The sequence below is a fragment of the Thermomonospora curvata DSM 43183 genome, from assembly GCF_000024385.1.
GTDB lineage: Bacteria > Actinomycetota > Actinomycetes > Streptosporangiales > Streptosporangiaceae > Thermomonospora > Thermomonospora curvata.
Map to the genome: position 1 here is coordinate 687,186 of NC_013510.1, position 24,326 is coordinate 711,511.

20 protein-coding genes are annotated in these 24,326 nt (G+C 71.8%); 9 read left to right on the top strand and 11 right to left on the bottom strand.

The window, feature by feature from the left end; translation table 11 throughout:
* The first annotated feature begins 205 nt into the window (after window positions 1–205).
* From TCUR_RS03030 to TCUR_RS24585, 3 genes are all read left to right on the top strand, one after another.
* Window positions 206–580 (top strand): WXG100 family type VII secretion target, encoded by a 375-nt coding sequence (locus tag TCUR_RS03030; protein WP_012850994.1) that lies wholly within the window; start codon window positions 206–208, stop codon window positions 578–580.
* A gap of 65 nt (window positions 581–645) precedes the next feature.
* On the top strand, window positions 646–2,010 hold the full coding sequence (locus tag TCUR_RS28255) for a WXG100 family type VII secretion target (protein WP_169312985.1): 1,365 nt from the start codon (window positions 646–648) through the stop codon (window positions 2,008–2,010).
* A gap of 156 nt (window positions 2,011–2,166) precedes the next feature.
* Window positions 2,167–3,558, top strand: coding sequence for a S8 family serine peptidase (locus TCUR_RS24585; RefSeq protein WP_012850996.1), 1,392 nt, complete (start codon window positions 2,167–2,169; stop codon window positions 3,556–3,558).
* A 172-nt stretch (window positions 3,559–3,730) separates the two neighbouring features.
* On the opposite strand, the gene TCUR_RS03045 is transcribed toward TCUR_RS24585, so the two are convergent.
* From TCUR_RS03045 to TCUR_RS03070, 6 genes are all read right to left on the bottom strand, one after another.
* Window positions 3,731–4,897, bottom strand: a complete 1,167-nt coding sequence (locus tag TCUR_RS03045; protein ID WP_012850997.1) for an amidase — start codon at window positions 4,895–4,897, stop codon at window positions 3,731–3,733.
* Window positions 4,898–4,980: 83 nt separating this feature from the next.
* Window positions 4,981–6,750 carry a serine/threonine-protein kinase gene (locus TCUR_RS24590; RefSeq protein WP_012850998.1) on the bottom strand — a complete coding sequence of 590 codons (1,770 nt, stop codon included), beginning with the start codon at window positions 6,748–6,750 and terminating at the stop codon, window positions 4,981–4,983.
* Between the two features lie 67 nt (window positions 6,751–6,817).
* Window positions 6,818–7,756, bottom strand: a complete 939-nt coding sequence (locus TCUR_RS03055; protein WP_169312986.1) for a trypsin-like serine peptidase — start codon at window positions 7,754–7,756, stop codon at window positions 6,818–6,820.
* A 160-nt stretch (window positions 7,757–7,916) separates the two neighbouring features.
* Window positions 7,917–8,852, bottom strand: a complete 936-nt coding sequence (locus tag TCUR_RS03060; RefSeq protein WP_012851000.1) for a DUF6177 family protein — start codon at window positions 8,850–8,852, stop codon at window positions 7,917–7,919.
* A complete protein-coding gene (locus TCUR_RS03065) occupies window positions 8,849–9,202 on the bottom strand; it encodes a hypothetical protein (protein ID WP_012851001.1) in 354 nt (117 codons plus the stop codon). The genes TCUR_RS03060 and TCUR_RS03065 overlap by 4 nt, the downstream gene beginning before the upstream one ends.
* Entirely contained in the window at window positions 9,199–10,833 is a 1,635-nt protein-coding gene (locus tag TCUR_RS03070) for a MinD/ParA family ATP-binding protein (protein WP_012851002.1), read from the bottom strand. Before TCUR_RS03070 ends, TCUR_RS03065 begins: the two co-directional genes overlap by 4 nt.
* Before the next feature lie 282 nt (window positions 10,834–11,115).
* On the opposite strand from TCUR_RS03070, the gene TCUR_RS03075 reads away from it, so the two are divergent.
* On the top strand, window positions 11,116–12,561 hold the full coding sequence (locus TCUR_RS03075) for an LCP family protein (protein WP_012851003.1): 1,446 nt from the start codon (window positions 11,116–11,118) through the stop codon (window positions 12,559–12,561).
* 172 nt (window positions 12,562–12,733) lie between these two features.
* Window positions 12,734–13,654, top strand: coding sequence for a glycosyltransferase (locus TCUR_RS03080; RefSeq protein ID WP_012851004.1), 921 nt, complete (start codon window positions 12,734–12,736; stop codon window positions 13,652–13,654).
* Between the two features lie 4 nt (window positions 13,655–13,658).
* Here the strand turns inward: TCUR_RS03080 and TCUR_RS03085 are convergent, their stop codons facing one another.
* The gene (locus TCUR_RS03085) at window positions 13,659–14,783 is read right to left on the bottom strand and encodes an alpha/beta hydrolase (protein WP_012851005.1); all 1,125 of its coding nucleotides are present in this window, start codon (window positions 14,781–14,783) and stop codon (window positions 13,659–13,661) included.
* A gap of 180 nt (window positions 14,784–14,963) precedes the next feature.
* Between TCUR_RS03085 and TCUR_RS03090 the strand changes: the two genes are divergently transcribed.
* The 4 genes from TCUR_RS03090 (at window position 14,964) to TCUR_RS03105 (ending at window position 20,206) form a co-directional block, all read left to right on the top strand.
* Window positions 14,964–16,376, top strand: coding sequence for a sulfatase family protein (locus TCUR_RS03090; protein ID WP_281055195.1), 1,413 nt, complete (start codon window positions 14,964–14,966; stop codon window positions 16,374–16,376).
* Window positions 16,352–17,869: a family 43 glycosylhydrolase gene (locus tag TCUR_RS03095; protein ID WP_012851007.1), complete on the top strand. Its 1,518-nt coding sequence runs from the start codon at window positions 16,352–16,354 to the stop codon at window positions 17,867–17,869. Before TCUR_RS03090 ends, TCUR_RS03095 begins: the two co-directional genes overlap by 25 nt.
* A 97-nt stretch (window positions 17,870–17,966) precedes the next feature.
* Window positions 17,967–19,262 (top strand): hypothetical protein, encoded by a 1,296-nt coding sequence (locus TCUR_RS03100; protein ID WP_012851008.1) that lies wholly within the window; start codon window positions 17,967–17,969, stop codon window positions 19,260–19,262.
* Window positions 19,259–20,206, top strand: coding sequence for a glycosyltransferase (locus tag TCUR_RS03105; protein WP_012851009.1), 948 nt, complete (start codon window positions 19,259–19,261; stop codon window positions 20,204–20,206). Before TCUR_RS03100 ends, TCUR_RS03105 begins: the two co-directional genes overlap by 4 nt.
* Here the strand turns inward: TCUR_RS03105 and TCUR_RS03110 are convergent.
* The 4 genes from TCUR_RS03110 to TCUR_RS03125 are packed head-to-tail and all read right to left on the bottom strand — an operon-like array spanning window position 20,139 to window position 24,288.
* On the bottom strand, window positions 20,139–21,323 hold the full coding sequence (locus TCUR_RS03110) for a glycosyltransferase family 4 protein (RefSeq protein ID WP_012851010.1): 1,185 nt from the start codon (window positions 21,321–21,323) through the stop codon (window positions 20,139–20,141). The two genes, TCUR_RS03105 and TCUR_RS03110, sit on opposite strands and share 68 nt — an antisense overlap.
* Before the next feature lie 15 nt (window positions 21,324–21,338).
* On the bottom strand, window positions 21,339–21,782 hold the full coding sequence (locus TCUR_RS03115; protein ID WP_012851011.1) for a hypothetical protein: 444 nt from the start codon (window positions 21,780–21,782) through the stop codon (window positions 21,339–21,341).
* 11 nt (window positions 21,783–21,793) lie between these two features.
* Window positions 21,794–23,023 carry a hypothetical protein gene (locus TCUR_RS03120; protein ID WP_041439273.1) on the bottom strand — a complete coding sequence of 410 codons (1,230 nt, stop codon included), beginning with the start codon at window positions 23,021–23,023 and terminating at the stop codon, window positions 21,794–21,796.
* Window positions 23,020–24,288, bottom strand: coding sequence for a hypothetical protein (locus TCUR_RS03125; RefSeq protein ID WP_012851013.1), 1,269 nt, complete (start codon window positions 24,286–24,288; stop codon window positions 23,020–23,022). The genes TCUR_RS03120 and TCUR_RS03125 overlap by 4 nt, the downstream gene beginning before the upstream one ends.
* Between the last annotated feature and the right edge of the window lie 38 nt (window positions 24,289–24,326).

The following is a 24,326-nucleotide window of genomic DNA, read 5'->3' on the forward strand; positions in this document are numbered from 1 at the left end:
GGATGGCAGGTCTTGTGCAGGGGGCCGATGAAGAGCTCTGCGGACCGCCCGGAGCTCAGGATTCGGCCGTACGGAGCCGCCATGGTGGCGACGGGCGGATCAATGAAAGGAAACCGGGCCGAGGGCTGCGGTGTAAGAGAGGGATTCCGCAGCGTTTTGGGGTTTTGAACCGCTGCGACGGCGACTGAACGGAGAGGAGACAGGAATGCCGCCGGGTGAAAAGCCGCCGCCTTATCTGCCGTCTGCGCGCAGCGAGGAGATCCAGATCGCTCCGGGAAAGCTCCGGGATCTGGCCACAGAGCTCGAGAAGGATCTCGACAAGCTGAAAAAGGGTCATCACGCCGAGAACATCCAGGAGTACTCGCCCAAGGATTACGCCTTCGGCGATTACGACGCGGGGCAGTCGCTCTATGTGTCGGTCCGAAACGGCCGGGATCGCATCAGTGAGACCTTCCAGACCTTCATAGAGGCCTACGAGCAGCTGATCGAGTCGCTGAGGCGAAGCGCCGACAACTATGAGCGCGCCGAGGATGCCAACAAGAGGAATGTGGGCGGCGTCGGCGGCGGCGCCTACCGGTGACATGAGCTTCTGAAGGGAGGCGGTGGTGCATGACGCAGGTCAGGCCCACATACCCCGGGTCGGGCATGAACAGCCCGATCAGGAATGAGGCTTGGCAGGAGAGCACCGAGGGACTCGGCATCAGAGATCTCGGTATCTTCAAGGTCTGGGAGGACAACTTCGAAAAGCTGAAGACCCTGGTCAACAGCATGAAGCCAGATCAACTGGAGAGCGGAAGCAAGCACTACCAGAATCTGGCCAAGGACATGAACGGCACCGTCACTCTGCTCCACCGGGTCGCCCAGGACATGGTCAAGCAGTGGGGCGGAAAGGACGCCCAGGCCGCCTTGGAGCAGATGAACAAGGCGTACCGGCAGGCCCGGGAGATCCAGCAGACGAGTCAGCAGGTCGGCCAGGCGATCAGCAACCATGCCGCCAAGCAGAAGGCATGGAAGCAGGCATATGGACCCGGCTCGCAGACCGACAGCTGGGTTCATGAAGTCAAGCGGTGGGCGGGCACCATTTTCGCCGCCAACCCGGCGACCCTGCCTGCGGCCCCCGCCACCATAGTCGGGGGATTTCTGAAGAACAACTGGGACGCCCGGCAGGGCATGCTGGAAATCAACGAGGGGACGGCGGCCTCCAACCGGCAGTTCCCCGAGGGCATTCGTGTCGACATGCCTACGGTGAACCCCAATGCCTTCCAGAACCCGCCGGGCGGCCCAGGTAATCCGGGCGGGCCGGGCGGGGCGCCCAAGATGCCCGGGATGCCGAACGGTCCTGGAGGGCCCGGGCTTCCTGATGGGCCGGGTTATCCCGGGCCCGGTGGCCCGGGCGGGCCGAACACCCCGGACCTTCCCGGTCCCGGCGGCCCTGGTGGGCCGAATTACCCTGGAGGCGATGGTCCCGGCGGGATCAACCCTCCCGGCGGCGGCCCTGGTGGGCCGAATTACCCAGGGGGACCGAACTCCCCGGGTGGGCCGAGCTATCCGGGCGGGCCGAATTATCCCGGCGGACCAAATTATCCCGGCGGACCGAATTACCCCGGTGGTGGTGGCTTGGGATCGGACTTGGCCGGTTTCGATCCTCATCCTCGCCCTTACGGTACCGGCCCCGGCGGCAACTTCGGTCCCCCGGGCGGTGGCGGCGCTGGCCTTCCGGGGGGCGGCCTTCCGGGGGGCGGTGGCGGCCTTCCGGGGGGCATGCCGGGCGGCGCGGGCGGCGTTGGCGGTATGCCCGGAGCCGTTGGCGGTATGCCCGGGGGACTGGGCAGCACCGGTAAGGCCCGAGCCGGGATCGGCGGAATGGGCGGGATGGGCATGGGCATGCCCATGGGCGCCGGCGCCGGTCACGGTGGCAGGCAGGAAGAACGCGAGCGCACCACCTGGATTCCCGAAGACGAGGATGTGTGGACCGGCGGTGAGGAGGCCGGCCCTTCGGTGATCGGCTGATCCGGAACCGAGCCGATCTGAGACCGATGGGCGGGCGGTTATGGTATGGGCAGGCCGAAGGTGTGCCTTCGGCCTGCCCGCCCTCATTGAATGATCGGTTGCATGATGGCAATACCACGGAACCGTCACACGTTGCGGTCGTTGATCGTCTCTTCTATGGCCGTGCTGATGGTGGTCGGGGCGGCTTTGCCCGGAACGGCTGCAACAGCCGCCAGGCATCTGCCGCAACAGTGGTGGTTCGACGCATGGTTCATCGACACCAAGCTGTGGAAGTACAGCAAAGGTCAGGGCGTCACGGTCGCGGTTCTCGATTCGGGGGTTCAAGCCGATATCCCGGAGCTGTCCGGCGCGGTGCTCCCCGGTGCCGATTTTCAGTACGGCACTGGAGACGGACGTACTGATCAGGACACCTTTGAAACCAACGGGCACGGCACCGGTATCGCGACTTTGATCGCTTCCCGGGGAGGGACGAGCGGCTTCCTCGGGATAGCACCAGAGGCGAAGATACTTCCCGTGGTCACGCAGTCGGGTCCCGCCTACACCAAGGGGATCCGGTTCGCGGCCGACCAGGGCGCGAAAGTGATCAACCTGTCCCAGGCGCTCTCCGGTCCATGCCCGGCGGATCTGCAGGAGGCGGTGAGGTACGCGATAGAGCGGGATGTCGTCATCGTCGCCGGAGCGGGAAACGATGGAGACGGCATCAACTCGTCCATGTATCCGGCCAACTGCAAGGGAGTGCTCGCCGTCGGGGCGGCGGATTCTCAAGGCGTTCTCTGGGAGAAGACCCAGCGGCAGTCGTATGTCGACCTCGCTGCTCCCGGCGTCGCCGCAGCGGCTGTGCTCCGAGACGGCAGGCTCAAGGAGTACATCAGCGGAACCAGCATCTCCGCGGCGTTGACGTCCGGGGCCATCGCCCTGGTGCGTTCGCGCTACCCGAACCTGAGCAACCGTGAGGTCGTGCGGCGGGTCGTGGCCTCGGCGCGGGACATCGGCGAGCCGGGCAAGGACGACCGCAGCGGCCACGGCCTGTTCCGGCCCTACCGGATCTTCGAGGGGCTGCTTCCGAAGAACCCGCCGAACCCCGTCTTCGAGGAGTACGACAAGTGGCTGGCGACCCAGCCGAAGTCGGCACGGGAGCCGGAGACGGACTCCAAGGAATCGGGCCCCTCACCGGCAGGTGCGCCCTCCTCGGGCGACGATGAGGTCGCCTGGCCCGCCATCGTCGCCGCCGCCTTGCTGGTGGGCGGTGCCTTGACGGTTTCCGCCGTCATTTATGGACGGGTCAATCGCAGGCGCACGGCCATGGCCGTCCCTTACGGCCGCTACGGGCCACCGCCCGGTCCGCCGGGAATGGGCCCGCCCCCCGGGCAGTACCCCACTGGGGGGCCGCCCCCTTCCATGGGGGCGCCGATGCCTCCGCAGCAGTATCCGGGAGCGCCGCCTCCGGGCGGCGGCCCCCACTTCCTTCCTCCGGCACCGCCCCAGGGCGGAGGCGGACCCCAGCCGCCGCAGGGTCCTCCCCAGCCACCGCCTCCGCCGCAGGGCTGAGGGACGAGCCCGCACAGCGGGATTCGAGCAGGCCGACCCTGGGCCGTGTCACGCGGGCGGCCGGCCGAATGCCGGCAGGACGCCCCGAACGGGCCCTAAGCCCACGGGGACGGACCGTCCGGAACGCCGGTGTCACGACCGCGGGCCATCCGGACCTCCCGGTGCGTCCTCATCAGGCATCTGCGATGACCGGTACCGGCCACGGGCTCAGCCGTTCCAGGTCGGCGGCGAGCCGCAGCAGCACGTCCTCCCGGCCGTGCCGGGCGACGGCCTGCAGCCCGACCGGTGTGCCGTCGGCGGCGCGGCCGGCCGGGATGCTGATGGCCGGGTGGCCGCTGATGTTGAAACCCCAGGTGAGGTCGACCGGCATCGCCTCCCCGGGCCCGTCGTGACCGTGCGGCGGCAGCGGGGTCGTGGGGGTCAGCAGCACGTCCGCTTCCGCGAACACCGCGCGCAGCCGATCGTCGTTGGCCCGGCGGATGCGCCGGGCGTTCTCCCGGTCGCCGCCCAGCTCGCGCAGGGCGTGCCAGGCGGGCCCGGGGTCCAGCAGCCGCACCGGATGGTCCCGCCACACCAGCCGCCCGGCCCGGTGCAATCGCTCGGCGGCGGCCCGGGCGAGCGCGGCCTGCTCCGGGTCGACCTGCGCGAACCCCAGCGAACCGGACCAGACGGCCCGCAGCGGCTCCGGCCCGGCGGGCGCGATCTCTTCCCCCAGCAGCACCGAAAGGTACAGCGCCGCATCCCGCGAGGTCCGCACCAGCGCCCCGGGGACGTTCAGCCCGGCGGCGTCGTGGCCGCGCACCCGGCCGTTCGTGGGTTTGAGGCCGAGCACCCCGCACCAGGCCGCGGGAATGCGGATCGATCCGGCCCCGTCGCTTCCGGTGGCCAGCGGCACCACCCGGGCCGCCACCGCGACCGCCGACCCGGCCGAGGACCCGCCGGGCGTCCGGTCGGCGCGCCAGGGGTTGACGGTGGGGCCGCGCTCGGTGCGCCCCCAGGTCTGCCAGGGGGTGTGCGGGCCCGGGACGGAGGTCAGCCCGATGACGACGCACCCGGCCCGCCGCAGCAGCACCGTCTGTGGCGCCTCCAGCCCGTCCCAGGCCTTGACCGCGATCGGCACCCCCGCCAGCGGCAGCCGCTCGCCCCGGGCCACCGCCCGGTCCACGGCCTGCGCGTCCGCCATCGCCTGTTCGGCCAGGACCCGCCGGAACGCGCGCAGCACCGGTTCGACGGCCGCCAGCCGCTCCAGCGCCGCCCGCACGACCTGCACCGCGGACGCCTCTCCCCGGCCGACCGCCTCCGCGATGCCGGTCGCGTCCGATTCCAGGTACTCCAGCACGCCTCACCATTCCCGTCTCAGGCATCCGGGACGTCCCGCCGCGTGCTCGAGCCGGTCCCGTGCGGCCGTTCCTCCGGCCGGGTCTAGCGGAGCTCGGCGATGACGGCGCGGACCAGGCGGATGGCCTCCTGCTTGGCCGTCTGGTAGGGCAGTCCCGTGCCCTTGAGGACCCGGTCGCCCCGGACGGCGGGCGGGTAGTCGGCGGCCTCCCAGTTGACCTCGATCACCACGTTGGCGTACCGGGCGGTGAGGTCCACGCCGCTCATCCAGTAGCTGCGCAGCCGGCTCTCATCGGGGCCGGCGATGGTGGAGCTGTCCAGCTTGGCGGAGACGGCCTCGTCGCCGACCCCCGACAGCCGTTCCCTGCCGGAGTGGTACTCCGACTCGCCGAGGTACTCCCAGTCGCTTTGCACGTCCTCGCGGGCCCGCTGCTCGCCGCTTTTGTCGCCGATGGTCTCGTGGCGGGTGACGGTGACCGTCAAGTCCAGGGCGTGGTCGGAACGCCGCCGCTCCCAGCTGCAGATCTGCATGTTCGAGTCGTTGTTGTCGCCCTTGTCCAGCGGCACCCCGCGGGCCTTGGCGGGCAGCACCCTGCCGAGCGGGGTGCACAGCTCAGGGAGCCGGGTGATCCGTTCACCGTTGACCGTCTGGGCGCTGGGGGAGCCGGCGGGCGAGATGGGCTCCGCCGGCGGCGGCTCGGCGGAGTCGCCGTCCTTGCGGTTCAGCGCGTAGACCACGGTGCCCAGCACCATGACGGCCATCAACGTCGCGGCGACGACGACCGCGATGATCGCACCCGGTGACCTGGACTGGGACGGCGGTGGGGCCGCCGGGGGCGCGGGGGCCGCGAACGGGGGCGGTGTAGCGGCCACCGGTCCCGGCGGGGCGCCCGGGGCGGGCGCAGGCGCCGGCGGGGGCGTCACGGGCGGCATCGGGAACGGCGGCGGGGTCACCGGCGGCGGCGCGGGCTGGGCGAACACCGCCGGGGACAGCGAGTTCGGCGTCCAGGCGGAGGTGACCAGCCGCTGGGCCCCGGTCTGCGGGTCGGTCTCGTCCCCGACCAGCGCCACCACCAGTTCCTCGGCGGTCGGGCGGCGGGAGGGGTCCGGGTCCAGCGCGGCGGTGATCAGCGGGCGGAGTTCCTCGGGCACCCCGGTCAGGTCGTGGGCGCCCTGGTGGGCCTTGGTGGCCAGCACCATCAGGTTGCCGGTGCCGTAGGGGTGGCGTCCGGTGGCGGCGAAGGCGATCAGCGATCCCCAGGTGAAGATGTCGGCGGCGGTGCCGACCTTGCCTTCGAAGACCTGCTCGGGCGCGATCCAGCCGGGGCTGCCCACGATGAAGCCGGTCTGGGTGTGGTGGGAGGAGGAGTCCACGGCGCGGGCCACGCCGAAGTCGATGACCCGGGGACCGGTCGCCGACAGCAGCACGTTGGACGGTTTGAGGTCGCGGTGCACCAGCCGCACCCCGTGGATGGCCACCAGCGCGGTGGCGATGCCCACCGCCAGGGCCCGCAGCGGCTCCAGGGGCATCGGGCCGTGCTCTTGGACGTACTCGCTGAGCGAGGGTCCTTCGATGTACTCGGTGACCAGGTAGGGGGAGCCGTCGGCCTCGCCGTGGTCGAGCACCTGCGCGGTGCAGAACGAGGCCACCTTGCGGGCGTTGCTCACCTCGTCGGCGAACCGGGCCCGGAAGCCGGGGTCGGCGGCCAGCTCCTTGCGGATGACCTTCACCGCCACCGGCCGCCCGTCGGGCCCGGCGCCGTAGTAGACGGCGCCCATCCCGCCCTGGCCGAGCCGTCCCAGCAACCGGTAGTGACCCACCACGGTGGGATCGCCGGGGGCCAGTGGCTGCATGGTTTGGGTGCTCAGGAGCGCTCCTCCTTCGAGCCTCGGCGGGGCTGCGGACCCGGGGGACCCGCCCTCAGGCGTGGTCGTTGGCGTACGCCCGCAGCTTCAGCACGTCCTTGTCGAAGTAGGCGGCATAGGAGATCCAGTGGACGTTGCCGCCGCGCCGGTAGCCGCCGAGCACGCCGTTGATCGTCCCCTTGTGGGTCTTGGTGTTGTAGTTCAGCAGCCAGGGGCTGCCGCTGACGCCGCCGTAGAAGCCGTTGCAGGCCATCTTGATCTGGAACCTGGAGTGCTTGGCGGTCTTGGTCCGGCACCAGATGGGCCGGTCGCGCGGGTCGCGGCGGACGCTGGGGTAGCCGGTCACGTTGACGATGTTGACATACCCCTTGTTGACGGCCATCTTGTTGCCGCCGCCGACCGCGGGCTGGATGCGGCGGCCGTCCTTGGTGTGCAGCGAGACGAACCCGAAGTCCAGGTCGGGGTCGCTGCGCTTGGCCCAGCCCTTGGGGACGAACATCTTGCGGGCCGTCCAGATGCCGTACGGCTTCTTGCCCCGGTCATAGCGGGGGACGAAGGCGATGTTCTTGAAGTAGCCGCGTCCCTTGCCGCCGTGGATGCAGTGCGCGGCGGTGATGATCAGCCGCTTGGACCGGCTGTTGACCACCGCGGCGGTGCAGTAGTGGTCGCCGGCGCCGTTGTTGAAGAACAGCGCCCCCACCGAGGGGATGCCGCTGTAGGCCTTGGCGGTCCTGGCGGCGCCGCCGGTCGCGGCGACCTCTCCGGGGTCGGCGGGCGCGCCGACCGGACGGGCCTTGGCCATGCGCTCGGCGGTCCAGTAGGCCTCGACGCCGCGGGCCGCGCCGGCGCTGACCGCGCCGCTGGAGGCGACCTGCTGTACCCGGACGGCCGGCTCGTCGTTGTTCCTGACGAATGCCACTACGCCGACAGTGGTCGCGGCCACCGTCAGGCCCGATCCGATCGCCAGCCACAGCTGCATACGTCCCAAACGCATTCCCCGAAAACTACCGACCTCCCCCATCGCACAGCAATCTCAAACATCACGAAACGATCACTATGCCTTTGGTGCGGATCACCGTCCGGGGTGGACGCCTTCGGTGATCTGGCAGGTCGGGCCGCGGGCCACCGCGCCGGGCCCGGCCGGCCGGAGGGGGTCAGGAGGTCAGATGCCGCAGCAGTTCGCGGTGCCGCCGCCAGCCCTCCGGGGAACGCCCGTCGCCCAGTTCGAACCAGGTCATCGGGGTCTGCCCGGACCCCGCCGGGCGGGCCGGGATGCCGGGCGGGCCGGGACGCTCCCCGGCCACCGCCATGCCCAGCGGGGCGGGGGCGCCCGTCCAGCGGGGCTCGTAGGTCGCATCCGCCCGGCCGGGGCTCAGCTGGGCCAGCAGGGAGGCCACCGGGTGCTCGGCCACCAGCGACTCCACCAGCGCCGGCAGGTGCGCGACCGGCGGCGGATCGGCCGGGGGGTGTCCCACGGTCAGCGTGGTGACCTCCAGGGTGCCGCCTTGGGAGAACTCGGCCACCGCCAGCGCGCTGCGCCCGCCGCCTGCGCCCACCACCACCAGCCGGACGGCGGCGTTGCCCCGTTCGCGGACGTGAGAGGTCAGCTCGGAGCGCTGCCAGGGGTGGGCGACCGGTTCGGCCGGCCCCCAGCCCGCGGGGGGACGCCCGGTCAGCATGGTGAACAGCCGTTCCAGCTGCCCGCCCAGCACGCTGTGCCGGGTGTGCCGGGCCCGGTAGGTCAGTGTGAGCTGGGCGCCCAGCGGCCCGCTGGGCGGGGTCAGGTAGCCGGGCGCGTAGTCGCGGGCGTCGGGGACGGGGCTGAAGGCTCCGCCGTCCCAGCGCAGCGGGCGCCCGGTCAGCCCTTCGTAGTAGCCGTCGCCGTCGCGCACCACCCACTGGGCGGCCGGCCCGGCCAGCTTCAGCGGCATCGACAGCCGCGAGGACGGCGAGGTCACGATCTGCAGGGCGCGGCCCGACCCGGCGCACTCCTCCAGCGCCGCGGCCAGCCACGGGGTCAGCGCCACCACGGGGCGGTCCTGCAGCACCACCATGGCCTGCGCCGTCATCACATCCAGTACCGCGCTCACCGGCCCGCTCCCGTCCACATCGCGCCGCCGTGCCGGGCCACCAGTTCCTCGGCGCAGGCCCGGGCGATCCGCGCGGCATCGGCCAGGTCGGCGGCGGCCCGGATGTCCACCCACCACACCGGCGGGGCGGCCTGCACCCCGCCTCCCAGCAGTCGTTCGATCTCGCCGGGCACGCCGATCAGCACCGGCTCGGGAATGTGCACCACCAGCCGGCCCGCCCCGTCGTAGACCCGGCAGGCCCCGCCGTGGGCGCTGACCGCCATCGGCAGCTGCAGCCGCGCCCCCAGCCCTTCCAGCACGGCGCCCACGTCGGGACGGTCCTTGGTCAGCGCGACCACGTCGGTGCTCACTGCGTGCCTCCGGTGAGCGAACGGGCGAAGACCTCGGCGGCGATCCACGACACCGCGGTGCGGACGCCGCCGCTCACCCGGCCGGGGGTGATGGCCGTCCCGGTGGCCAGGTGCCGGTCGTAGGGAACCACCACCACCGGCAGCCCGCCGTCGCTGAGGATCTGCCGGGCCCGTTCCAGGTCGGCGTCGCCGTCGGCGTGGGGGGAGTGGGTGACCAGTGTCACCACCGTGCGGGACAGCAGCTGCTCATAGCCGCTGCCGACGAACCAGCTGAGGGTGTGGCGGGCGCTGAGCGCCCCGTCGACCGTGCCGGGGGCGACGAACACCTGGGCGTGCGCGGCGGCCAGCACTCCCCGCTGCAGCCGTTCCACGATGCCGGCCCCGCAGTCGATCACCGCGGCGGAGAAGTAGCGGCTCACCCCGGAGGCGGCCGCCTGGAAGGTCTCCAGATCCAGTTCCGAGACCCGTCCGCGGGCGGTGCCCGACATCACCCACAGTCCCTGTTCGGTGCGCGACAGGTAGGGGGCGGTCTCCTCCCAGGAGCGGGGGCGGGCGGCGGCCAGGTCGTGGATGGAGCGTTCGGGGCGCACGTTCAGCCGCAGCGCCAGCGAGCCCAGCCCGGAGTCGGCGTCCATGGCCAGCACCCGGTCCTCGCGGTGCTCGGCGATCACCGAGGCCAGCAGCGCCGCCACGGTGGTCTTGCCGGCGCCGCCGCGGATGGAGGTGACGGCGATCCGCCGGCAGGAGGGCACCGGCGACTGCAGCCGCTGCACCATGCCGGTCATCTCGCGCATGTCGCCGGCCGCCGTGGCGCCCACCATCTTGCGCACCCCGCGGCCGACCCGGCGCAGCGCCGAGTCACCGTGCGCCTTGCGCCGCACCAGCGCCTCGGCCGACACCTCGGCGTCACCGGCGGGAGCGGGCGGCTGCGGGGCGGCGGGACGGGGAGCCTGCGGCGGCGCGGGAAGGGGGTGGGCCGCCGCGTCGTCGCCGGGCCGGTCGGGGACGCCCGTGACGGGTGCCGCGGGGGCCTCACCGCCGGCCGGCGTGGGCGTCCATGCGGGGCCGGGCGCGTTCTCGCCCGCCGCCGGGGGCTGGGCGTCGCCGGATGCCGCCGGGCGTCCGAACAGTGGCGGCGGGGGCGGCGGGGGGGACGGCGCGGCGGGTTCCGCGCCGGTGGCCTGGGCGTGCGCCGCCATGACCTCTTCCCAGGACGGCGGCTCGCTCGGCCCCGCCTGGGCGGGGACGGCCCCGGCCACGTGGCGGTCGGCCGCCGTCTCGTGGGAGGGGGCGGGGCCGGGCGGCTGCGGGGCGGCGTGCTCCGGTCCCGCGGGGGGCGGCTGCGATTTCTTAGGGGGCAGTTTGAAGGTCGCCGTCGGCTCGCGTCCCGGGGGAGGCGGCGCGCTCAGGACCGGGGGAGCGGTCCCGGCGGCGGGTTCCTCCCCGCTCACCACTCCTTCGGGGTACCAGGCCGAAGGCGAGGTGCCGCCGGTCCGCTGCGGCTGTGGCTCTGCGGCGGTCGCCGCCGGGGCGGGCGAGGGCACAGGACCCGGTGGCCGAGGATCGGCGAGGCCGGCTTCGGCGGCACCGAGCTCGCGCAGCACCGCATGCTGCCAGTCCCGATCGGACACCGGTCTCCTCTCAGCGGCATGACTGATCGGACGAACACCCTGGATGCGGCCCGAGTCTAGTCCTGTCGGGGCAACTGGGCGCGCTGCGACAAAGTCACAACAGAGCGATGGGACCGGCGAGGAATTTCGAAACGATGTCATCCTCGCCCACGGCCGGGACGTCCACTACGCAAAGGACATACTGGTGCGAACCCGACGCCGAGACCAGTGGGACAAAGGTCGTCATACCGAGTTGATCGTGACGGCCGTGACCGGTGTCCCGGCTGTGATGGAATACGACGGATGGAAGGTTTGGTCACTTCGGAGCGCGAAGCCACCCGGGCCGCGCCGCCGCCGTCGCCGGCCCACGACCGGCGCTGGCGCCTGCTGGGGTGGGCGTCCATCGTGCTGTCTGCGCTGATGGTGCTGGCCAGTCTGACCGCCTACGGGTTCTACCGGAGCGTCAACGGCGCGATCGAGCGGGACAACATCGACGACCAGCTCGCCGCCGACCGGCCGGAGAAGCTCAACAACTCCCTGAACATCCTGCTGCTGGGCTCTGACAGCCGGGAGGGCGACAACAAGCGGTTCGGCAGCGACCAAGGCGGTGGTTCCGACACCACCATCCTGATGCACATCTCCCCGGGCGGAGAACGGGCCATCGGCATCAGCTTCCCCCGCGACTCGATGGTGCAGATCCCCGAGTGCAAGAAGAAGGACGGCACTCGCGTCCCCTCCCAGTTCGGCCAGCTCAACTGGGCCTATTCCTTCGCCGGCCCGGCCTGCACCTGGAACCTGATCGAGTCGCTGACCGACATCCGCATCGACCACTACGCCGAGATCGACATGTCCGGCTTCATCGAGGTGGTGGACGCCCTCGGCGGAGTGGAGATCTGCGTGCCCAAGCCCATCCGGGACCCCAAGGCCGACCTGGTGCTCAAGAAGGGCCGGCAGGTGGTGATGGGCAAGCAAGCCATCGGTTATGTGCGCACCCGCACCGGCGGGCTGGGCGACGGCTCGGACCTGTCGCGGATCAAGCGCCAGCAGGCGTTCATGGGCTCGGTGGTCAAGAAGGCCACCAGCAGCGGGCTGCTGAAGGACCCCGCCAGGACTTATGCCTTCCTGCAGGCGGTGGCCAAGGCGGTGAAGGTGGACGACCGGCTGACCCTCGGCACGATGCAGAAGCTGGCCGCCAGCCTGCGCGGGCTGAGCGCGGGCAAGGTCACCTTCGTCACCGTCCCGGTGACCGCCTACCCCGCCGACAAGAACCGGGTGCAGATCGACATGGCCCGGGCCAAGCCGCTGTTCGACGCCATCCGCGAGGACAACGAGCTGCCCCCCGAGGAGCCCAAGCAGCCGGCCAGGCAGAACGGGGGACAGCCGCCGGCCAAGCCCGCGGAGACCAAGGTCGCCGTCTACAACGGGACCACCACCGACGGGCTGGGCCAGCGCACCGCCGACGGGCTGGCCGAGCAGGGCTTCCAGATCGTCAAGGTGGGCACCAAGCAGCAGTCCGCCGACATCCCGACCCGGATCCTGTACGGGCCGGGCGCCGAGCGGCAGGCCGCCGCGCTGGCCGCCAAGCTGCAGGCCGCACCCCAGCCCACGGCGTTCCCCTCCGGACGGCCGGGACTGGTCTACCTGATCATCGGCAAGGACGGCGTCCGGCTGCGGGGCACCGGGACCCCGCTGCCCAAGATCGCCGGGGAGCGGCGCGCCGACCAGGACGTGTGCAGCCAGACCACCTGACCCGCCCGCGGCGGGCGCGACCAGAAGGGAGCGAGCAGGCACGGACCGATAGCGGCCAGGCGCGATCGGCATATGGGACGAGCCGGTATCTTGGCCGCGCAGCGTCGATAAACCCGATAAAGGCAAGTGAACCGATCGGGCATCGGTTCGCTCCGGTCACAGAGATGGACTCATGGCCCCCGAACCGTTCTCACTGCTTTTGACCGTCTACGGCGGTGACCGTGAGGAGTACATCCGGGCGGCGTTTCGCAGCGCGGTGCACGACCAGCAGTTGCGGCCGGACGAGGTGGTGCTGGTCCAGGACGGGCCGGTGTCCGCGGAGATCGCACTCTGCCTGAAGGAGCTGGTGGCCACCAGCCCGGTGGAGGTCAAGTTCCTGCAGCTGGAGCACAACCGGGGATTGGGCCCGGCGCTGGATGCGGGACTGGCCGCCGGCAGCCACGACATCGTGGCGCGCATGGACGCCGACGACATCGCCATGCCGCACCGGTTCAAGCGGCAGGTGCCGCTGGTGCGCGCGGGCGCCGACCTGGTCGGGGCCGGGCTGCTGGAGTTCGGCGCCGACCTCAACGACATCGTGGGCCGCCGGATCCCGCCCAGCGACCCGCTGGACATCGCCCGCTACTCGCGCCTGCACGACCCCTTCAACCACCCCACGGTGGTCTACCGGCGCAGCGCGGTGCTGGCCGCCGGCGGCTACGGCGACCTGCCGCTGATGGAGGACTACTGGCTGTTCGTGCGGATGATCGCCAACGGCGCCAAGGTGGTCAACGTGGCCGAGCCGCTGGTGTACTACCGGGTCAGCGCCGGGGCCTATGAGCGCCGGGGCGGCCGCGCGCTGCTGAACTCCGAGCTGCGGCTGCAGCGGGAGATGCTGCAGCACGGCTTCATCACACGCACCCAGTACCTGCGCAACGTGGCCCTGCGCGGCGGCTACCGGCTGGTCCCGACCTCGATCCGGCGGCCCTTCTACCGCATGCTGGTGGCCCCCTACGGGGCCCGCCGCAACCGGTCCCGCGAGCGCATGGCCGCCTCGGCCGCGAAGGCCGCCGCGTCCGGCGGACGCTCCCGGGGCGGCCTCCGCAAGGGCTGAGCCCTTACTTCACCTGCAGCTTGCCGCTCATCCAGCGCAGCGTCTGGGGCCACAGCCGGGCGAAGGTTTTGAAGTTGTGCCCGCCCTCCGGCAAGTAGGCGGTATCGACCTGCATGGGCGGCTTGACCAGCGAGACGAACTTCTCGGCCTCGGGGAACTTCTTCTCGCCCTTGCGGGCCGAGGCCACCAGCACCGATATCGGCGGGGGCGGGCGGTTCTCCAGCCGCCAGATCAGGTCGTTCTCGTTGCGCAGGGCCTCGCTGCCGTCCCACAGGTCGCCGGTGGTGGCGTCCTTGATGGCGGTGAAATAACCCGACACCGAGCCGGCGGCGGCGAACTCATCGGAGTGCCGCATCGCCAGCTTGACCGCGCAGTAGCCGCCGCTGGAGGGGCCCATCAGCCCCCAGCCGTCCCGGGTGGGGGCGACCCGGTAGGAGGCGCGCAGCACCTCCGGGACGTCCTGGGCGAAGAACGTCTCCACCTGCGGGCCGCCCGGCACGTCGGTGCACTCGGTGTCGCGCGGCGGGGCCACGGTGGACTGGACGAAGACGTAGATCATCGGCTGGACCCGCCCGGCGCGCAGCTCCTCCAGCGCCAGCTTGGGCATCTCCTGCCGGCCGACCAGCAGCTTGGGGTCGCCCGGGTAGCCGGTGAGCACCAGCACGACCGGAAAGCGCCGCTGGGCGGCCTCCGGCTTGAAATAGTCGGGCGGCAGGTAGACGAACGCGTCGGCGCGCAGGCCGGTGCGCGGCCCTTCGATGACGGTCTGCTCCAGCAGCCCGTCGCGCTTTCGGTCCGTGATGCCCAGGTCCGCGCTCAGCTCCGAGGCGTCGCGCTTCAGCAGCACGGTGCGGGGGATCTTGCGGGTCTCCCCCTTGCGGACCTGCGCGCCGCCGTCGGCGTCGGCCAGCAGGTCCCCCCAGCTGGCATAGAACAGGAAGTAGGCGTTGACCCCGGCGGCGAGGGCGAGCACGATCATCAGCTGGCAGGCCACCAGCAGTCCCAGGCGGGCGGCATAGTGCCGCAGCCCGCCTCCGGCCACCTTGGGCATCAGCCACACGGTCGCCACGACCGCCGCCACGGCCAGTGCCGCAAGCAGGCCGATGAAACTCGTATCGGTGAGCTGCACGCTACTCTCCTCGCGGGCGAAGGGCGCCCGGGTTTGGCCAGACCTTCCGATTATGCCGGGGACATCCGCTACCCTGGGCATGCGTATTGCCGGACTTGATCCGGTGTGGGCTGTTGTAGAAAGCTGGGAGTTCCTGCCGTGGTTCCAGTTCGGCGTACACGCAAGGTCATGCTGTCTGTCATGACGCTGGCCTTGGTCGCCGGATGCGCAACGAGTTCTCAGGAAAAGCCCCAGGAAACGGCCCAGCAGGCGAAAGCCAGGCCGAATATCATCGTCATCATGACCGACGACCAGGATCTGGCGTCGATGTCGGTCATGCGCAATGTCCGGCGGCTGCTCGCCGATCAGGGGACCACGTTCAGCAACGCCTATGTCAGCTATTCGTGGTGCTGCCCGTCCCGCGCCACCTTCCTGACCGGGCAGTACGCCCACAACCACAAGGTGCTCAGCAACAGCTCCCCCGACGGGGGATATCAGGCGCTGCCCAAGCAGACCCTGCCGATGTGGCTGACCCAAAGCGGTTATGACACCGTTCACATCGGAAAGTACCTGAACGGTTATGGGCGGCACGGCAGCGAGATCCCGCAGGGCTGGAAAGACTGGTACGGCCTGATGGGGCCGTCCACCTACAGCATGTGGGGTTACACCCTCAACGAGAACGGCAAGCTGCGCAAATACGGCAAGAAGAAGGGCGGCAAGCCGGCCAACTACCAAACCGATGTGCTAGCCAGAAAGGCCGTGGCCTATTTGAACAGGCCGACCACCGGAAAGCGCCCGTTCTTCATGTGGTTCGCGCCGCTGGCCCCGCATCTGGAGGCCCCCTGGAACAAAAAGATGGGCGACAAATGGGGCGGCCCCCGGCCCGCCCCGCGCCACCGCAACGCCTATGACAACGCCGTCATGTGGCGTTCGCCCTCCTTCAACGAAAAGGACATCAGCGACAAGCCGCGCCATGTGCGCCGCAACAAGCGGTTCGGCAAGAAGAAGATCGCCAGCATCCAGGCCGAGTACCGCAACCGGCTGGAGTCGCTGCTGGCGGTGGACGAGGCGGTCGCCAAGATCTACCGGGCGGTCAAAAGGCGCGGCCAGCTCGACCGCACCCTGTTCGTCTTCACCTCCGACAACGGCTACATGCTCGGCCAGCACCGCTTCGCGCACCAGAAGATCCACCCCTATGAGGAGTCGGTGCGCATCCCGCTGATCGTACGGGGCCCAGGGTTCCCCAAGGGGCGGCAGGTGCGGACGCCGGTCAGCAACGTCGACCTGCCGGCGACGATCCTGGCGGCGTCGGGGGCCAAGCCGGGACGGCGCCAAGACGGCCGCCCGCTGCAGAACTTCCTCCACGGCGACCGGAAGCGTGACATCCTGCTGGAGACCGGTCCGCGCGTCCGGGCGCGCTGGTACGCGGCGCTGCGCACCGACCGCTACCTGTACGTGGAGCACTCGGGGGGTGAAAAGGAGCTGTACGACATGTACACCGACCCCTACCAGCTCAACTCCCGCCATGCCGACCCGGCCCTGGCCTCGGTGCGCAAGGAACTGGCCAGGCGGCTGAAGGCGGTGCGCCGGTGCGCCGGGGCCAGCTGTCCGTGAGGGGCGCCGAGCTTCGTGCCCTGGCCGGCGCCGCGGCGGTGTCGGCGGCCGTGGTGGCGGTGGCCATGGCGACCACCGACCGGGCGGACGGGCAGGCCCGGCACGCCCAGGCCGTCCGGCCCGCCGTCACCGCGCCGCCGGCGACGGCCTCCCCGCCCGAACCCGTCGAGCCCACCGGCTCCCCCGAGCCCTCTGCCTCGCCCGGCCTCGGCGAGCCCGTCGCCGAATCGCGCAAACCCCAGGCCACCGGACCGGCCATCGAAGGCAACTTCCCCGACCCCGACGTCCTGCGGGTGGGGGAGACCTACTACGCCTACGCCACCAACGCCCGGGGACGCAACGTGCCCGTGGCCACCGCCCCCTCGATCGACGGGCCGTGGCGGGTGCAGCCGGGGGACGCGCTGCCCGAGCTCGGCCGGTGGGCCAGGAGCGGGAACACCTGGGCGCCGGAGGTGGTGCGCCGCCCCGACGGCGTGTTCGTGCTCTACTACACCGCCGAATCCCGCACCAGCGGCGGCCAGTGCATCGGCGTGGCGACCTCGCAGTCGCCCACCGGGCCTTTTCAGCCGGTGGGCGACCGGCCGCTGGTGTGCTCCGAAGAGGGCGATGCGATCGACGCCGCCTTCTTCCGCGACCGCGACGGCAGCGCCCACCTGCTGTACCGCAAGGACATCGCCGGGCCGCGCCCGACCGCCATCTTCATCCGCCCGCTCGGGCCGCGCTGGCTGAGCTTCACCGGCCCCGCCACCCGCATCCTGACCTGGGACGACTCCGATCCGGTGCTGGTGGAGGCGCCCGCGCTGGTGCGGCGCGGCGACAAGTACGTGCTGCTGTATTCGGCGGGGGTGTTCTACAGCGACCGCTACCGCACCAGGTACGCGATCGCCGCCGAACGCACCGGCCCCTACCGGCGGGCGCCCGAGCCCTTGATGAGCAGCACGTCGTTCGGCCGCAAGATCGTCGGTCCCGGCGGCGCCGACATCGTCGCCGACCCGGCCGGTGACCACATCGTCTTCCACGGCATCACCGACTTCCTCGGCGGCGAGCGGGTGCGGCGGGCGATGTACGTGGCGGACCTGGGCTGGGACGGCGCCCACCCGGTGGTGCGCGGGTCCCGGCGGCGCTATGAGGCCGAAGCCGGCACGGCCGCCGGCGGGCGGGTGGTCTCCGGCAAGGGCGCCTCCGGCGGGCGCGCCGTGCGGATCCGTCCCGGAGCGCCGGGCGGGCTGGAGATCCGGGTGCCGGCCCCGGAGGCGGGCGTCTACACCGTCCGCCTGACCTACCGCACCGTCCGGGGGAAGACCGGGGAGGGGCGGCTCGTGGCGCGCCCGGAGAGCGGGGCGGCCGGGATGCTGGGGCTGCGCCTGGACTACCGCAAGTCCAGCCGGTGGCGGACGGTGACCGTGGAGGTGGCGCTCGCCCGCGGCTGGAACACCCTGACGTTCACCCAGCAGGGCGCCCCGATCGACATCGACCACCTCGAAGTGTCCTGAAGCAGGCAGGCGGGGCGCGAACGGCCCGCTTGCGGGCCTATGGGACCGTAGACTGCAGCAATCTCCACAGAATCGATCATGGAGAGGGGTGCGACCGATGGTGAGCTTGGGACCCGGCTCGCAGGCGGCCGGGGGCCGGGGCCGCGACCAGGTCGTCTATCTGCATCTGGGCACTCCCAAAAGCGGCACCACCTACCTGCAGAACGTGATGTGGCGCAACCGGGAGCGGCTGCGCAAGCAGGGGGTGCTGTACCCCGGCGACGCCTACCCGGCGCACTATTGGGCCACGCTCGACCTGCAGGAGGCCGACTACCTGGGGCACAACTACCCCGAGGTGCCGGGCGCCTGGGAGCGGCTGGTGGCCGAGGCGCGCAGGTGGCGGGGCACCACCGTCATCAGCCACGAGCTGCTCACCCGGTCCACCGCCGAGCAGGCCGAGCAGGCCCTGTCCGACCTCGCCTTCGCCGAGGTCCACCTGGTGCTGACCGTCCGGGACCTGGTCCGCCAGATCCCCGCGGCCTGGCAGGAGACCGTCAAGAACCGCTTCGGGGTGCCGTTTTCGGTCTTCGTCGAGCAGCTGCGGGACCCCGAGGGCAGCGAAGGCGACCACGGCCGGGCCTTTTGGCGCATGCAGGACCTGGTCGGCATCCTCGACCGGTGGGCCGGCGGCATTCCCGGCGTTCCTCCCGAGCGCGTCCACATCGTGACCGTCCCCTCCGGCGGCGGCCCGCAGGACCTGCTGTGGCGGCGCTTCGCCGAAGTGATCGGAGTCGACCCCGAGCAGATCCCGCCGCCCCCCGTGGAGGCCAACTCCTCCATCGGCGCCGCGGAGACGGCGTTCCTGCGCCGCCTCAACCGGCGGCTCAAGGGCAGGATCGACTGGCCGACCTACGAGCGGCTCATCAAGCACCACCTGGTGCCCAAGGTGCTGGGCGGGCGCAAGGCCGCACGCCGCATCGTCCTGTCGGGGCCGCAACTGCAGTGGGCCGTGGAACGCAACGAGCGCATGCTGGCCGAGATCGCCGGGCGCGGCTACCACATCGTCGGCGACCTGTCGGAGCTGACCCCCGACTCCACCGAGCCCAAGGAGCGGCACCCCGACGATGTGACCGCCGATGAGCTGGTCGATGTGGCGCTGGACGCCGCCCGGGGCCTGGCCGAGAGCGCCGGCCGCGTGCCGGAGCTGGAGCAGCGGGTCCGGGAGCTGGAGCGGCAGCTGGCCGAGGCGCAGCGGGAGCGGGACGAGGCCTGGCAGGCCATGCGGGCCGCCTATGAGCGGCCCGTGCTGCGGCACATGGCCCACCGGATCGGGCAGCGCGAGCCGCTGGTGATGAAGACCATGGAGAAGATCGTGGAGATCCGCGACGAGCTGCGGCAGCGGGGGGCCAAGTGACCGCGACCGGCCGCATCGCGGCGGTCATCGTCACCTACAACCGCCGCGAGCTGCTGCGCGAGGCGCTGGATGCGGTCATGGCGCAGACCCGCCGGCCCGACCTGGTGGTGGTGGTCGACAACGCCTCCGACGACGGCACCGGCGAGCTGCTGGCCGAACGCGCCGGCGAGGTGGACCTGGTCGCGCTGACGCACAACACCGGCGGGGCCGGCGGGTTCGCCGCCGGCATCGCCCGGGCGCTGCAGCGCGGCGCCGACTGGGTGTGGCTGCTGGACGACGACACCGTGCCCACCCCCACCGCGCTGGCCGAGCTGGCGGCGGTCGCCGACCCGGCGGCGCTGGTCGCCAGCGCGGTGCGCTGGACCGACGGCCGGCCGCACCCGATGAACACCCCCCGGCCCAAGCCCGGCGCCTCGGCCGCCGAACGCGCCGCCGCCCGCGCGCTGGGCTGCGTGCCCATCCGCTCGGCGTCCTTTGTGTCGGTGCTGGTGGACGCCCGGGCGATCCGCGAGAGCGGGCTGCCGATCGCCGACTACTTCCTGTGGAACGACGACTTTGAGTTCACCACCCGGATCCTGCGCGGCCGGCGGGGCCTGCTGTGCCCGGCCAGCGTGGTGATCCACAAGACCCGCACCTTCGGCTCCACCGACGCCGACCCGGGGGAGCGCTTCTTCTACGAGGTGCGCAACAAGGTCTGGCTGTTCACCCGCAGCCCCGGCCTCGCCCCGGCCGAACGGGTGCTGTATGCGGGTTCGACGGTGCGGCGCTGGGCCAAGACGTTCATCCGCTCCCAGGACCGGGCGACCCTCCGCAAAGGGCTGGCCGCCGGGCTGGTGGCGGGACTGCGGTCGGGGCCCAGGCCGAACCGGCAGGTGCTCAGCCGGGCGGGATTCCCCGCGCGGCCAGCAGCTCGGCGAACAGCTCCTCCCACTGCCGGGCGATGATCTCCGGGCGGTACCGTTCGGCCTTGCGCCGCCCGGCCGCCCCCAGCTCGGCCCGCAGTTCAGGCGAGTCGATCAGCTTGCCGACGGCCGCGGCGAGGGCGGCCACGTCCTGCGGCGGCACCAGCAGCCCGGTGCGGCCGTGGTCGATGATCTCGCCGGGGCCGTGGGGGCAGTCGAAGGCCACCACCGGCAGCCCGTGCGCCATCGCCTCCAGCAGCACCAGCCCGAACCCCTCATAGCGGGAGCTGAGCACCAGCAGTGAGCTTTTGGGGTACTCGGCGTCGAGGTCGTCGCTCGGCCCCATCAGCAGCACGTGGTTGTACAGGTGCCGCTGTTCGATCATCGAGCGCAGCGCGGGCTTGAGCGGCCCCGCCCCGTAGATGCGCAGCTGCCAGTCCGGGTGCGCGGCGGCGACCTGCTCGAACGCCTCGATCAGCAGGTCGAAGCCCTTTTCGTGCTGCAGCCGCCCCACCGCCGAGATCACCGGGCGGTTCAGCGGCGCCGGGGGGAATCCCCAGCGGTGCAGGGCGTTGGGGATCTGCCGGATCACCGGTCCGCCCCGGTCGGCGGGGAAGGCCCTGCGGTAGGCGGCCGCGTCGGCGGCGGTCAGCGTCACGATGGCGTCGAGCTTCCCGAAGTGCTCGGTCATCAGCTGCCGCATGGACTGCCCATAGAAGTCGTAGTTGACGTGCTCCTGGGCGATGTGCACGAAGTGCGGAGACCCGTAGCGGATGGCGAACAGCGACAGCGGCGGCTGCGTGGTGACGAGCACCCCGTCCCGCAGCTCGCCCACATAGCGGGCGCATTCGCGTTCTTCCAGCTCGGAGAAGCGCTGGGGAGGCTTGAGGCGGGCGTGTCCCGAGCCCAGCAGCGGCGCCGAGCGCTCATCCAGCGCCGCCGCCGTCTCCCACCAGGAGGGGTCGCGGTCGAAGTCATCGATCAGCGGAAACATCCGCACCCGCGGGTCGAGCCGGAAATGTGGCCGCTCACTGTGGCGCCGCAGGCTGACCACCTCGACCTGGTGCCCGGCGGCCGCCAGGGCGTTGGCCTGGGTGATGACCGACCTGGTGATGCCGTTGATCCCGTAACCGAACCGGACCAGGTAGCGAATTCTCACGTAACTGGGACGACTTCACGCCGATTGTGGTTTACCACAACGGACGGATAGATGATCATCGGGCGTGTAGAAGGGGCGGACGACGAATTCGTCGTTCTCCCCGGCCCGCTGGGCGGGGTAGACGAAGACCTCGGCGCGGTTGGCGATGTCGTCCAGGTGCCGCCCGGCCCGCACCCGCAGCCCGTCCCGTTCCCGCACCAGGAAGACGTCCCACACCTGCCGGGTGCCCGGTGCGGCGGCCCGCAGCCGTGGGGTGATCAGCTCGGTGATCGGGAACGCGAAGTCGAAGGCGCCGGCGGTCACGCGCACCGGGAAGCGCAGCACCCTGTTGGGGTCGCGGCGCCCCCGCAGCTCGGCCGTCCAGCGGTCGCCGGCCGTCCCGGTCACCTCGTGCAGCCGGCCCTCGATCCGGATGCGGCCGTCGCGCGGCCAGACCCGCTCGACCTCGGCGTGCCCCATGACGCTCCCCGCTACACCCGGCGGCGGCCCAGCAGCCTGCCGGTCAGCCGCCAGGCCGGGTGAGGCTGCGCGGAGGTCTCGGCCAGCCGCTTGAGCTGGTCGCGGACCTGGCTGAGCTCGTGGTTGAGGTGGGCCATCTCGGTCTGCTGGACCATGCCCGTGATGCCCACCAGCAGGGACTCGATCACCTCGATGCCGGCGTCCAGCATCTGCTCGGCCGGCGCCAGGTCGGGCCGCCCGCCCTCCCCGAAGCGGGGGGCCAGCTCCGACAGGTCGCCGATCACCTGCCAGCCCTCTTCGGAGATCGTGGTGATCATCTCCTGGGCCAGCTCGCGCACCCGGCCGTAGTGGCGCTCGGGCAGGCCCACGGGCACCGGGTCGCGGCGCCGCGCCAGCACCGGCCGCACCACGTGCTCGCCGATCAGCCGCTTGTAGGTGTCGCCCAGGGCGGGGCCGACCCGCTTGTTGAGCATGCTCAGCAGCCCGGCCTCCACGGCGCCCAGCCAGACGGTGTCGTCCACCCCGGTCAGGTCGCACCAGGACAGGTCGATGCCGGTCAGCTCGGCGAAGCGGATCCACAGCCGCTCGTTGCGGTCGTCCCCGTGCGGCAGGGTGATCAGGTGCAGCCGCTCCGGCGGCACCGCCGTCTGCCACCGGCGCAGCACCCGCACCGGGTCGTGCATGAGCCAGAACGCCTTGCCGGGGCCGTCGACGGCGTCCCGGTCCGCCAGCGTCTGCTCCACGAACTCGGCGAAGTCCAGGGCGTGGCCCCGGATGAGGCGCTGCTGCCACTCGGCCACCAGCTGCCGCGCCGGGTCGCCGGCGGTGAAGACCACATGCACCCGCTCGGCCGGCAGCGTGGACAGGGCCCGCCGGATCTGCTCGGGGGTCGCCGCCGCCAGCCGCTCGTCGGAGAAGATCGCCGTCTGCCCGCGGCGGCGGCCGATCCGCTCGGCCACCGCGTCCCAGGCGCCGCTCCAGGCCGGGTCGCGGTGCCCGTCCCAGGCCATCTCCCGCAGGTCCATGGCCGCGGCGAAGTGCTCGTCGCGGCTTTCCAGCGGGTAGTGCACGCCGCGCTCGGCCAGGGTGTGCCGGTTGTGCCACAGCGCGCCCTGGATGATGCCGGTTCCCGCTCGCAGGGCACCGACATGCAGGAAGACCCTGCCTTCCCGGCCGCTTTCGGTCACCCGGTTCTCCCTTCCGGCGTCGTCGCCGATCTCGTGCGCGGAAACATCCGTCATGCGCGGGCGTCGTCCCCGGCGGACACGTATCTCCAGTAGGACTGCCGCAGCCGCATCACCGCCGGGTAGCGCTCGCTCAGCCGGCGGACCACCCGGCGCGACAGCGGAGTGGCCCGCTCCACCAGCAGGCTCGCCGCCTCACGCAGCTCTTTGGCCTTCAGTTGCGCCTGCACCCCCGCCTCGGCGGGGGCCGCGTCCATCCGGGCGTCCAGCTGGGCGCGGTGCTGCAGCAGCCAGCCGATCGCGTCGCAGGCCCCCTCCAGCATCTCGGCCGGCGAGGGCGGGACGGGCTCGGGCGAGCCGCCGGCGTCGGGCGGCGGCACCAGCAGCTCCTCCAGGTCGCCGACCACGTGGTAGCCCTTGCCGCGCAGCGGCTCCACCAGCTCCCGCGAGCGGGAGGCCACCCACGCGCGCCGGTCGGCCGGCAGCTCGATCTTGGTGCCCTTGCGCCGGGCCAGCACCTCCTGGGCGATGTGCCGCTTGACCAGCAGGTTGTGCTGCTGCCAGGAGATCTTGTAGCGGACCGCCTCGTTGATGCGCCGCACCAGCTCGGCCTCGGCGGCGCCCAGCGAGGCGTTGGCGAACACCTTGCCGGTGTCGCAGCGGGCCGCGTCGATGCCCACCACCGAGCAGAACCGCTCCCACAGCAGCCCGCGCGGCGCCCCCGGCGGCGGCACCGTCACCAGGTGCACCCGCTCGGGCGGGATGCCGGCGGCCCACAGCCGCAGCACCCGCGCCACGTCCTGGGTCTGCCAGAACGCCTTCACCGGCCCGCTCCAGCTGGACGGCGGCCCCTGCAGCGCGGTCAGGAACTCCTCATACGGCTGCATGGAGCGGTTCTTGACCGTCTCCTGCCAGGCCGCCGGCAGCTGGCGGGCCAGGTCGCGCACGGTCAGCACGATGTGCACGTCGGCGAAGTCCAGCGACGCCAGCGCCCGTTCGACGTGGTGGGGCAGCGCCTGCGACAGCAGCTCCTGGGAGATGATCGCCGGGCCGCGCCGCCAGGCGCGCACGGCGCCGACCATCCGGTCCCAGGCGCCCCGGTTGGCGGGGTTGGGACGGCCCCCGAACGAGGTCTCCCGCAGGTCGAAGGTGGCCTGCACGTGGGCGTGGCGGGTGTCGCCGGGATAGAGGACGCCCTGCTCGCGCAGCCGGCCCCGGTTGCGCCACAGCACGTTCTGCAGGTAGGTCGTCCCGCTCTTGGGAGTCCCTATGTGCAGGTACACCTGCGGACGGGCGGGCGAGGGGGGCTTGGCAGACGCCAACGGAACGTGCTCCTAGGGCGGTTTCGCGGGCGGCGCTC